This is a genomic window from Bacillus sp. LNXM12-1 (assembly GCF_003004375.1).
GTDB lineage: Bacteria > Bacillota > Bacilli > Bacillales > Bacillaceae > Bacillus.
The window spans coordinates 40942-53496 of record NZ_PVWX01000002.1 but is presented as its reverse complement, the minus strand read 5'-3'; the positions used below and the strand labels follow the sequence as shown (position 1 = coordinate 53496).

The 12555-nt window shown below is 43.5% G+C and carries 7 protein-coding genes; all 7 read left to right on the top strand.

Translation table 11 applies throughout. The features are described from left to right. The first annotated feature begins 15 nt into the window (after window positions 1–15). A complete protein-coding gene (locus C6Y07_RS07750) occupies window positions 16–7164 on the top strand; it encodes an amino acid adenylation domain-containing protein (RefSeq protein ID WP_106156513.1) in 7149 nt (2382 codons plus the stop codon). Window positions 7165–7184: 20 nt separating this feature from the next. Further along, window positions 7185–7412, top strand: coding sequence for an MbtH family protein (locus C6Y07_RS07745; protein WP_025093680.1), 228 nt, complete (start codon window positions 7185–7187; stop codon window positions 7410–7412). Window positions 7413–7536: 124 nt separating this feature from the next. Next, window positions 7537–9162 (top strand): AraC family transcriptional regulator, encoded by a 1626-nt coding sequence (locus C6Y07_RS07740; protein ID WP_106156511.1) that lies wholly within the window; start codon window positions 7537–7539, stop codon window positions 9160–9162. 98 nt (window positions 9163–9260) lie between these two features. Further along, window positions 9261–10226 carry an ABC transporter substrate-binding protein gene (locus C6Y07_RS07735; protein ID WP_034660636.1) on the top strand — a complete coding sequence of 322 codons (966 nt, stop codon included), beginning with the start codon at window positions 9261–9263 and terminating at the stop codon, window positions 10224–10226. Between the two features lie 115 nt (window positions 10227–10341). After that, on the top strand, window positions 10342–11076 hold the full coding sequence (locus C6Y07_RS07730) for an alpha/beta hydrolase (protein WP_060597691.1): 735 nt from the start codon (window positions 10342–10344) through the stop codon (window positions 11074–11076). 72 nt (window positions 11077–11148) lie between these two features. Next, the gene (locus C6Y07_RS07725) at window positions 11149–11295 is read left to right on the top strand and encodes a YycC family protein (RefSeq protein WP_003214589.1); all 147 of its coding nucleotides are present in this window, start codon (window positions 11149–11151) and stop codon (window positions 11293–11295) included. Window positions 11296–11317: 22 nt separating this feature from the next. Then, window positions 11318–12532 (top strand): CynX/NimT family MFS transporter, encoded by a 1215-nt coding sequence (locus C6Y07_RS07720; RefSeq protein WP_060597692.1) that lies wholly within the window; start codon window positions 11318–11320, stop codon window positions 12530–12532. The last annotated feature ends 23 nt before the right edge of the window (window positions 12533–12555 follow it).

The window sequence follows — 12555 nt, the reverse complement described above, 5'->3', positions numbered from 1 at the left end:
AGGAGGTATAGACCCTTGTCGATCCAGTCAGTCGATTCATTCCCACTAACCGGTGCCCAATCAGGCATATGGTATGCGCAGCAGCTTGATCCATCTAATCCCATTTTCAATACAGCTGAGTATATAGATATTAAAGGTTATATTGACCCCATACACTTTGAAGCAGCCATTAGAAAGACTGTCTTAGAAGCAGATTCCTTGTATATGCGCTTCGTTGAGGATACTGACGGTCCAAAGCAATGGTTTACATCTAAGAAAGAGATTCCATTTCAATATATCAATTTACAATATGAAAAACAGCCGCTTGATGCGGCTAAAGCATGGATGAATGCAGATCTTTCAACATCAGTCTCTTTAGAGAAAGATGTATTATTCCGTGAAGTACTTTTTCAACTTGCTGACGACCGATTTATCTGGTATCAGCGCATTCATCACATTGCCATTGATGGATTCGCCTTTTCGCTCATTGCACGCCGTGTTGCTGAGGTCTATTCAGCCCTATCGAAAGGGACACCTGTGCCTCCTCAAACATTTGGAGCCTTACATGACGTAGTCCAAGAGGAGATCACCTATCAACAGTCCAATCGGTATGAAGAGGATCGAGCGTTTTGGAAAAATCGCTTTGCTGATCAACCTGAAATTGTGAGCCTTGCTGAGCTTGCCCCAAGAACTTCAGATGATTTTATCCGAAAAACCGCTAGCTATGATGCTGAAAAGGTAAGCAAAATGAAAAAAATTGCTCAAGCTTTCGGTTGTACCTGGCATGAAATGATTCTTGCCGCATCCGCTCTATATATGCATCGTATGACTGGTGCACACGATATTGTTTTAGGATTGCCTGTTATGATGCGCCTTGGATCTTGCGCCTTGCAAACACCCGGAATGGTCATGAACCTAGTACCGCTTCGTTTAACATGCAAACCAGAAATGACGCTCTCAGCACTTGTTCGCCAAGTATCTGATGAACTGAAAGCCATTCGGCCTCATCAAAGATATCGTCACGAAGACATGCGGAGAGACTTTAAACTCATCGGAAGAAATCAACGATTATTCGGCCCACAGATCAATATCATGCCATTTGATTATGATCTCATGTTCGATCAGAGCATTGGTCAAGCACATAATCTTTCAGCAGGACCCGTAGATGATTTATCGATCAACATATACGACCGCGCGGACGGGAACGGATTTCAAATCGACTTTGATGCAAACCCTGCCGTTTACAAAGAGCAAGCAGTTGACGCTCATCAGCATCGTTTTCTTCAATTGCTCGAGGAAATAACTGGACTAGAACAAGATCAGACAATCAGTCAATTCAACCTTCTTTTGTCTAAAGAAAAAGAGAACATCCTCAAGCACTGGAATGATACAAAACGAGAATTACCAATAGAATCTTTACGGGAACTATTTGAAAAACAAGTCAGCAAAACACCACAAGCAAAAGCAATACAGTTTGAAGGAACCACTTTGACCTACGAAGAGTTAAATCAACGGGTAAATCAATTAGCTCATTATTTGAAAAGGCATGGCATCGGACCAGAACAATTTGTCGCAATTGCTCTGCCTCGATCCATCGATATGGTCGTAAGTCTGTTAGCCGTCGTCAAAACAGGAGCCGCATATCTGCCATTAGACCCTGATTACCCTAGCGATCGTGTCGCCTATATGCTAAATGATGCCAAACCAGCGTGCTTGCTCACAGTCAAAGAGACCGCAGACCGTTTGGACCATCCACACATCGTTCAACTCGATGATTCAACTGTTTATCAGGAGATCGTAGGGAGTCCGCATCTCAATCCGACCTGGAACGAAGGCTCTCCACATCACCCGGCTTACATCCTCTACACGTCAGGATCGACAGGCAAACCAAAGGGTGTTGTTGTAACAAAACGAAATGTGATCAACTTTATATTGTCCATGCAAGATTCATTTTTATTAGATCAAGGAGACCAGCTTTTAGCGGTAACGACCATTGCCTTTGATATTTCCGGGCTAGAAATGTTCCTCCCACTCTTACATGGGGCTGCTCTTTTATTGGCAAAAAAAGAAATCATACAAGAGCCAGCAAAGCTTTCAGACATGATTCGTTCTCATCATGTCACAATCATGCAGGCAACACCAACGTTGTGGCATGTATTGGCAGATGAATACCCTGACGTGATAACAGGTATGCGTGTTCTTGTTGGCGGAGAAGCACTCCCTGCCTCCCTTTTGCACACATTGCAATCTCTTCAATGCGACATTACCAATTTGTACGGACCTACAGAAACGACGATCTGGTCTACGATGGAAAATGTCACAGCACATCAAGAGAATAGCGGGCCGCCAATTGGCAAACCCATTTGGAATACGAGTATTTACATTTTAGATGAAGGGCTAAACCCTGTCCCAGCAGGATCAATCGGTGAACTTTATATTGCAGGTGAAGGAGTATCCAGAGGATATCTTGGACGATATGATTTAACGGCTGAACGTTTTGTGGCTGATCCATTCGGTACAAAAGGCACGAGAATGTATCGTACTGGTGATTTAGCCAGATGGCGTGAGGATGGTTCAATTGATTATATCAGCCGTGCCGATCATCAAATTAAAATCCGCGGCTTCCGTATTGAACTAGGTGAAATCGAAACCGTGATTATGCAACACCAATCCATAAAGCATACATCTGTTATCGTTCGTGAGGATCAACCTGGACAACAGCTGCTTTGTGCGTATGTTGTGCTGACAGATGGCACTTCTCTGCACCCTTCAGAGCTCAGGCAGTTTGTGGCTGCATCACTTCCTGATTACATGGTGCCTTCTGCTGTTGTCGTTTTGCCAGACCTTCCACTTACACCAAACGGCAAAATCGATCGCAAAGCATTACCAGCACCAAATATGTCTTTAGTTAGTTCTGACCGTACACCTAGAACGCCCCAAGAAGACATGTTATGTAGTTTATTTGCAGAAACCCTTGGCCTATCTCAAATTGGCATAGATGATAGTTTCTTTGACTTAGGCGGACATTCCTTACTCGCCGCTCGTCTGCTTAGACGTATACGCGATACACTTGGTGCAGACCTAAGCATGAGTACCATTTTTGAATCACCTCGAGTTGCTGAGCTTGCGCAGCACATTGACAAAGCGAAGGACATTCGGCCGCCGCTTCAGGTAGAAAACAAGCCAGATGAGATTCCGTTATCCTTTGCCCAAAAACGGCTCTGGTTCCTTCATTGCCTTGAAGGGCCAAGTCCAACTTACAATATCCCACTTGTCATTCAGCTGACAGGTACACTAGATCAAAAAGCTTTAATTGGTGCATTGGCAGATATCACTGAAAAACATGAAACCCTTAGAACCATTTTTCCAAATAAGAGCGGCATGCCAAGACAGGTCATTTTACATCCAAAAAGTGTTCAGCCTGAACTCCATGTCACAGCTTCAAGCGATCAACAAATTGAGAATCAGTTAAACGAAGCCATTCGCTATAGCTTTAAGATTGAAGAAGAACCCGCACTGCGAGCAGATTTATTCATGCTTGATGCAAATCGATCCGTACTGCTTCTATTGCTGCATCACATCGCTGGTGACGGCTGGTCACTTGCACCATTGACACGAGACTTAGCTGCTGCTTACGAAGCACGTATACAAGGGAAATCACTCTCCTTGCCAGCCGAACCTGTTCAATATGCTGACTATGCTATTTGGCAGCAGAAGCTGTTGGGCAGTGAAGAAGAGACGGATAGTCTATTTGCCAAGCAACTAAGCTATTGGACAGGTGCCTTACATGACCTGCCAGAAGAACTGGAGCTTCCCTATGACTTCCCGCGTCCACAGGAAGGAAGCTTCAACGGTGCTACGATAGACTTTACGATTGAGCCCGCTTTACACCAGCTGCTCCTTGAGCTTGCAAAGCAGCATCAAGTGAGTTTGTTCATGGTGCTTCAAGCATCACTTGCAGCATTACTGACACGCCTTGGGGCGGGGACAGATATCCCAATTGGCAGTCCAATTGCTGGACGGAATGACGATGCACTTGACGACATTGTGGGATTGTTTGTGAACACACTAGTATTACGTACAAATACAGCTGGTAATCCAACCTTTAGTGAGCTATTGAAGCGAGTTCGAGACGTTGACTTAGCAGCCTATGAGCATCAGGATCTGCCATTTGAACGGCTAGTCGAAATCCTAAATCCAACCCGATCCAGATCACGCAATCCATTGTTCCAGGTCATGCTTGCCTTCCAAAATACACCGAAGGCGGAAATGAAGCTGACACAACTTGACTCAGATCTCTACGTGAAACCAGTAGGGTCAGCTAAATTTGATCTGACCATCGAATTGACAGAACAAAGAACTGAAACTGGATCAGCAGCAGGATTAACAGGTTTGTTTGAATTCAGTACAGATGTATTTAAACAAAGCACCATTCGAGCAATCGCTGACAGAATGAAGCGCTTTTTAACAGAAGTAGCTGAGCGCCCACACCTGCCGATTGGTCAAGTGAACATTTTGTCGGATAAAGAACGACAAACATTTCTCCCTGACAAAAAGACATTCGCTCAGTTAGACCAAGCACCTAGTCTCCCAGCCTTATTTGAAAAAACGGCGCAGCAATACCCTGATCGAGTGGCTGTAACGGATGGCAATCAACAGCTTACCTATGAAGAGTTAAACAACAAAGCCAATCGACTTGCTCATTTATTAATAGAAAGAGGCGTTGGACCAGAACAGTTCGTTGCACTTGCCCTGCCTAGATCAATCGATATGCTCGTAAGCTTATTAGCCGTTCATAAAGCAGGCGCAGCCTATGTTCCGCTTGATCCTGACTATCCAGCAGACAGGCTGGCATACATGATACAAGATGCCAAACCCGTTTGCAGCATCACAACAAAAGCAGATGCAGTGCATCTCCCTGCTGATTGCGATTTGATTTTGTTAGACGAAAAAGAAACGAGCGATCAATTGCTGACTACGCCAAATCACAATCCGGCTGATATAGACAGAATTGAGCCACTATCTTCTCTGCATCCGGCCTATATTATTTATACATCCGGTTCTACAGGGAAACCAAAAGGAGTGGTCATCCCACACCAAAATGTCATCCGTCTTCTGACATCTACTGCACATTGGTTCCATTTTGATGAAGAAGATGTTTGGACAATGTTTCATTCGTATGCCTTTGATTTTTCAGTATGGGAAATATGGGGACCACTTTTATATGGAGGTCGACTTGTCATTGTACCTCATACCATCTCTCGCTCTCCAGAAGAGATGCTGCAGCTTCTAGTCGAGGAAGGTGTGACTGTGCTTAATCAAACACCTTCTGCCTTCTATCAGCTCATGCAGATAGACAAGGAACAACAGACACTTGGTCAAGCATTATCACTCCGCTATGTCATCTTTGGCGGTGAAGCATTAGAGCTTAGCAGATTAGAAGATTGGTACAGCCGTCACCCAGACTGTAAGCCAAAGCTAATTAACATGTACGGCATTACAGAAACCACCGTACACGTTACGTACAATATACTCAATCGAGACATGATCGCAAAGAAATCCAGTAGCTTAATAGGCGAACCGATTCCTGATCTACACGTTTACGTACTAGATGAATACCTACAACCTGTTCCCCCTGGGACGACAGGTGAAATGTATGTAGCTGGAGCTGGCTTGGCAAGAGGTTATCTAAGCAGGCCTGACCTGACCTCAGATCGATTCCCTGCCGACCCTTATGGAGCACCTGGCACAAGGATGTATCGTACAGGTGACCTCGCACGCTGGACAGAAGAAGGGGCACTTGATTACATTGGCAGAGCTGATCACCAAATTAAAATACGCGGGTTTAGGATTGAACTTGGAGAAATCGAAGCCGTTCTGGCACGCCACGATGCAGTTGCACAAGTTGCCGTCATTATGCGAGAGGATCAGCCTGGTGACAAACGCTTAGTCGCATATATCGTAACAACTGAAGAAGACTGTTTCGATACAGAGACCCTTCGTCATTTTGCCGCAGCCAGTCTTCCTGATTACATGGTGCCTGCGGCATATGTACAGATTGATACCATGCCACTTACAGCAAACGGGAAGCTTGATCAAAAATCACTGCCGGCACCCCAATTGCATATAAAGCAAACGGATGGCCGCGGCCCAAGAAATCCGAAGGAGGAAATCCTATGTCATCTCTTTGAAGAGGTGCTTGATTTGACAAAAATCAGCATTGACGATCGCTTTTTTGACATTGGCGGGCATTCCTTACTTGCGGTTCGTTTAATCAGCCGCATTCGTGATGCACTTGGTGTCAAACTAAGCATCGGAACGTTGTTTGAAGCACCAAATGTTGCAAGTTTGGCAGAGAAACTAGAAACAGGAAGCGATGAAAACGCACTAGAAATCTTGCTGCCACTACGAACAAATGGAGAAAGATATCCTCTCTTCTGTGTTCACCCAGCAGGTGGTCTTAGCTGGTGCTATGCAGGTCTCTTGAATACATTAGAGAAAGACATCCCTATTTATGGATTACAGGCACGAGGAATCGCAAGAAAAGATGACTACCCGCGCACACTAGATGATATGGCTGCGGATTATATCAAGCACATCCAAACGATTCAGCCAAAAGGCCCTTATCATCTTCTTGGCTGGTCACTAGGCGGAAACGTTGTACAGGCAATGGCTACACAGCTCCAGCAGCAAGGTGAAGAAATCTCACTCGTTGCGATGCTGGATGCCTATCCGAACCATTTCTTACCGATTAAAGAAGCACCTGATGAAGAAGAAGCACTAATCGCTCTTCTTGCGCTCGGCGGTTATGATCCAGATACCTTAACAGATGAACCGCTCACAATGAAAAGTGCCGTCGACATCTTGAAAAAAGATGGCAGTGCACTAGCAAGCTTAAGTGAAGATGCCATTAGAAATCTAAAAGAAACCTATGTCAATTCAGTTCGATTGCTCGGAGAATATCAGCCAAAAACTTATCATGGAGATATATTATTCTTTAGATCTACCATTATCCCAGATTGGTTTACACCAATTGATCCCGAAGCATGGGCACCTTATATCAACGGAAAAATTGAACAGCACGACATTCATTGCCGGCACAAAGACATGTGCCAGCCTAAACCCCTAGCAGAAATTGGTGTCATCTTAGACAACACACTGCATCGGGTCAAACAAAAGCACTAAGAATAAAGGAGAGATGACAAATGACAAATCCCTTTGATCGTGAAGACGGTGTCTTTCTTGTGCTTGTCAATGAACAAGGACAGCATTCACTTTGGCCATCATTTGCACCAGTGCCAGATGGATGGGAAAAGGTCTTTGGTGAAGACACTAGAAATGCCTGCATCGATTATATCCAGACACACTGGCAGGACTTACGGCCTTTAAGCTTAACAAAAGAACCTGCCCTAGCACATGGAAAAACGGAATAAATCATCGCACCCTGATCTCACTCAGGGTGCTTTTTTGACAGAATAAACATCACCATCTTTCCAGCCCTTTCTGCTACAATTTAATTGAGAATGTTTATCAATCATTAAGAGATCAGGTGGTTTTATGGGAAATAACAATCAATTACGTACAATGGCAAATGCCGAACAATTCATCTATCGATTAACATATACTGAAAAAATAAATAATGCAGAGCTTCCGCATACGGAGCAACAGCTATCAGATACATTCTGCCTCCTCTTCAGCATAAGCGGCAGCGGTTTGCTCACATTGAACGATCAAAAATGGCGATTGAAAAATCTGACACTCTATACGATCATGCCTGGGGAAACATTTATGTTGAAAACAGAGCCTTATCGAAAACACGAGCTCTATCTGTTTCGCTTTCAGCTCTACACACTGCAAGATCAAAACATAGGAGAAGTATCAACTGAACATGCCCGTTCTTTACTGAATGTATGGCAATTTATCGATATTAGCTCGATTGAACAAATTCATTCTTTACTGCCTGAAATGACAGAGGAATGGAAAAGACCTGAATCCATTAGCTTTTTTAGAAGCCAAACTCTTTTTCAACAGCTCATTATGCAGCTTTTCGTACTGCATCAAGAAGATATTTGTGACACGGCACATGCCCTTTTCAAAACAAAACAATATATTGATCAACATTCCGAAGAACCCCTCAGCCTTACAAGTCTATCTCATATGGCTGGCATCAGCGCCAATCATTACAGTGAGCTATTTAAAAAGCATTTTGATGTGAGTGTCACTGATTATATCACCAAGAAAAGGATGGCTAGAGCCAAACAGTTAATGGCAAAAAGCAATGCAAAGCTCAAAGACATTGCACTGGAAATCGGCTATCAAGATCCCTATTACTTTAGCCGCATCTTTAAGAAAAAAACTGGCATGACCCCTTCTGCTTATATGAAAAGCCGTCAGCGGAAAATTGCAGCCTATGGTCATTCCATACTCGGTCAGCTCACACCAATTCATATCATCCCATATGCTGCCCCTCTTCATCCTAAATGGACAGCACATGATTTTGAGCATCATGCAGAAGAAATTCCGATTCACCTGAGTGCACATCGTATCAACGAGCACGCTGAAGCCAATTTACAGCAATTAAAGGAAACAAAACCTGAGCTGATCATTGCCAATGATCATGTGACAGAGGAAGAAAAACAAGTGTTGAAAACCATCTGTCCTGTTCACTTTGTTCCATTCACACAATTGAATTGGCGCGCTCAATTCAGACAAACAGCTATGTTCCTGAACGAAGCGAAGGAAGCAGAAGAATGGTTGCTTCATTACGAGGAAATCGTCATTCAAGCGAAAAAGGCATGCCTTGTTGATCATCCACCAAAAACCGTCCTGCCTCTTCGTATCTTTCAAGATCAGCTCTACTTGTCTGTAAATCGCACCATGTCAGAAGTGATTTTTCATGACATTGGTCTTCTGCCAGCTTTTCAGAATGATGGTCAGCTAATAGAAAAAAAAATCAGCATTCGTTCCATACAACAGCTAGACCCAGACGCCATCTTCCTCTTCTTGCATAAGGAGCCAAAAACCATTGCATTTTATCAAAAGTTAAAGCAACAGGAGGCTTGGCAAAATCTCAAGGCTGTGAGTCAACAAGCAGTCTATCCACTCGCTTCTGACCCTTGGCGTGAATACACAGCAGCCAGTCATCAACGAGTCATTCAGGACCTTTTATCTTTTTTTCCGTAAAAAGTCCATCATTTGATAGAGAATTGTCTATGGCTAAAAGGACGAAAGCCTAATACAATCTTTAATTGAGAACAATTATCAGTTAAAGGAGAAAACAAATGAAAAAATGGTTAGCATTGCTTACCCTTTGTATCATGACGATCACCACAGCAGCCTGTGGTGCTACAGAAAATAAACCTGCTTCAAACACAGCCAAAAGCAAGTCAGCTGAAGCAACAGAAACAAAAATCAATTACTTAGATCAAACGTACAAGCTCAAAACACCAGTGAAACGAATCGTCATTGCTGGAAGCCTAGAATCAATGGAAGATGCAAAATTACTTGGTATCCAACCTATTGGTGCTTCTACCGTAGGCGGCACATTCCCTGAATTATTTAAAGACATCACAGCGAAAACAGAAGGCATCGGTGAAAAAACAGAACCAAACCTAGAGAAAATCTTAAAACTAAAACCAGACGTGATACTCGGATCAACAAAGTTCCCGCCTGCAACAATTAAAAAACTGGATAAAGTCCAAACGACGATCCCAGTATCCCATGTCTCTTCTGACTGGGAAAGCAATCTTTTATTGCTCGGTACACTGACTGGAAAGAGTGAAGAAGCCAAAAACATCATTTCTGATTATCAGAAAGATCTCAAACAAGCGAAAGAAACCCTGAAAGACAAAAGCAACAACAAAACAGCTGTCATTTTACGCATTAGACAGGGCGACCTGTACGTGTATCCTGAAGACGTATACTTCAACTCTACCTTATATGGGGACTTAGGATTTTCAGCACCAAGTGATATCAAAAAAGCCAAAGCACAAGCGATGATTTCGATGGAGCGCCTGGGCGAACTAAATCCTGACTATATTTTTGTTCAGTTCTCTAAAGCGGAAAACTCATCGAATCCAAACGCATTGAAGGACTTAGAGCAAAATAAAATTTGGACAAGCCTAAAAGCTGTGAAAAATGGGCACATCAATGCAAATGTCGTTGATCCTATGCTTCAAGGAGGAACAGCACTAAGCAAAACAACCTTCCTTGATAAAGCTGTCAAATGGTTAGAGAAAAACAACTAAAAAAAGAAGCGCCAATTTGCGCGATCAGATTGTTGACAAAGGGCTAAAATGATCTTTATTTTTAGCTCTTTGTCTTCTTTTCAGCGTAGTTGAAAACCTTGAGGAGAGAATACACATGAACGGAACGTTTCTATATGACGAGTTTAATGGGCGTCAGCTTGATATTTACCTTCCACAGGACACCTCTATTGATGTTCCAGCTGTCTTTGTACAAGATGGCTCTTCTTTGTTTAGAACACACCTGCTAGAGATCGAAAGAATGATCGAAGCCAATACCATCTCGCCAATCATCATTGTCGGCATACACCCCTTCAATCGACTTGATGAATATACACCATGGAAGGCGTCATCACTGCGTTCTGAGTTTCCTGACTTTAATGGCGAGGCACAGACGTATATGTCATTTTTAGCAAATGACTTGCTCCCATATATCAAAAGAGAATATCCAGTCAAGCAGACCTGTCATCAACATAGTCACGTAGGTGCTTCATTAGGTGGACTATTTGCTATTTATACCCTATTGATGCACCCTGCCCTTTTTAAAAACATCGCATCTATCTCTGGGTCATTTTGGTATCAAGATTTTCTACCGTTTGCTAAACAACAAAGCATTCAGTGTGTGGAGCACCTTGTCTATTTATCTGTAGGCAGTGAAGAAGGTAAAGGCAAAACATCTGCTCAACAGCACATGCCTTTATTCAACAAACAACTACATGACCTTTTATTACAGAAAGGGATGCAGGATTGGCAGCTGCAATATCACATCGAACAAGGGGAGGGCCATCATCTGAAACAATTTCAAAAAAATTTCTTATCGGCCATAAAGTGGTTTTATAAAAGAGAACTCTAATTTTTTATCAGCATGGCACAAAGCTGATATGTTATATTGGAACGTATAGATTGAAAGAGGAGGGATTTGCTCATGAGACCTTTACAAATCTCAGCCGATACAGCACAAAAACTTGCGGCATCACTCAATGTACCCATTGAACAAATCATGCACATGCCGCAGCATATCTTAATCGCTAAACTAGCAGAACTTGAACAGAAGAAAGATCGTTCTTCTTAAAGAAATAAAGGAGTTTACATTCATGGAACAACATCTAGAACAATCAACATTACATCCTCGCAGTAAAGGACAAACCATCCTGCTGATTGCTGGGATTTTACTCATTGCATTTAATCTGCGGCCTGCCATTACGTCCGTGGGGCCTCTCATCGGCGCCATTCGTTCCGATTTACAGCTTTCAAATGGACTTGCGGGTTTTCTCACAACATTACCACTGCTCTCATTCGCATTGCTTTCTCCAATTGCACCTAAAATCGGAAAACGTCTTGGCAATGAACGAACCCTTTGGCTTGGGCTTGCTGTCCTTTTATTTGGGATTGTGATTCGCTCGTTTGGCACGATCATCTTCTTAATGATGGGAACCGCGCTTGTCGGTGTCGGGATTGCAATATGTAATGTGCTCTTACCGGGGCTCGTGAAGCATAAATTTCCTGCACATGCTGGATTGATGACGAGCGTGTATACGACCTCGATGTCCGTCTTTGCGGCACTTGCATCAGGTGTCAGTGTTCCACTCAGTCATACGATGCCTGGCGGCTGGAATACATCATTCCTCGTATGGGCTGGCCTTGCTCTTCTCGCGATGATGGTCTGGGCGCCACAGCTTCTTCATCAGAACACAGCGGCCGTCAAAAGCATTTCGCTCACAGAGCAGCCAATATGGCGTTCACGTGTCGCATGGCAGGTGACCTTTTTTATGGGGTTGCAGTCATTCCTTTTCTATAGCAGCATCGCCTGGTTTCCCGATATTTTAACATCACATGGAATGAACCTGTCGACAGCCGGCTGGATGCTGTCCATTATGCAGTTTGCTGGACTGCCATCCACCTTTTTAACGCCTGTTTTTGCAGAAAAATTAAAAACACAAAGACCGCTTGTCTTCGGACTTGTCCTTGTGTATTTACTCGGCATGATCGGACTTCTTCTCGGAGGATCGTCGCCTATTCTCGTGATCTCTGTTTTATTGATCGGTATTGGACAAGGTGCCAGCATCAGTCTGGCGCTCACATTTATCGGGTTACGAACGACCAATATGGAGCAAGCCGCTGCCCTTTCCGGAATGGCGCAGTCTCTCGGTTATTTATTAGCCGCCGTTGGTCCGTTCATGATCGGTATCCTTTTTGATCTCACACATACATGGACGCCATCCATTATCATCTTTATCATCATCCTATTTTTCATGTTTTTATCCGGTATGCGAGCCGGACGAAGCGTCTATATTTCAGATCCATCATAAAAAAAGAACCCGCCTCCTCGTGA

Coding starts and splice junctions, on each gene's coding strand:
- C6Y07_RS07745 (WP_025093680.1), top strand. CDS start 7,185: ATGACAAATCCCTTTGATCGTGAAGACGGTGTCTTTCTTGTGCTTGTC.
- C6Y07_RS07740 (WP_106156511.1), top strand. CDS start 7,537: ATGGGAAATAACAATCAATTACGTACAATGGCAAATGCCGAACAATTC.
- C6Y07_RS07735 (WP_034660636.1), top strand. CDS start 9,261: ATGAAAAAATGGTTAGCATTGCTTACCCTTTGTATCATGACGATCACC.
- C6Y07_RS07730 (WP_060597691.1), top strand. CDS start 10,342: ATGAACGGAACGTTTCTATATGACGAGTTTAATGGGCGTCAGCTTGAT.
- C6Y07_RS07725 (WP_003214589.1), top strand. CDS start 11,149: ATGAGACCTTTACAAATCTCAGCCGATACAGCACAAAAACTTGCGGCA.
- C6Y07_RS07720 (WP_060597692.1), top strand. CDS start 11,318: ATGGAACAACATCTAGAACAATCAACATTACATCCTCGCAGTAAAGGA.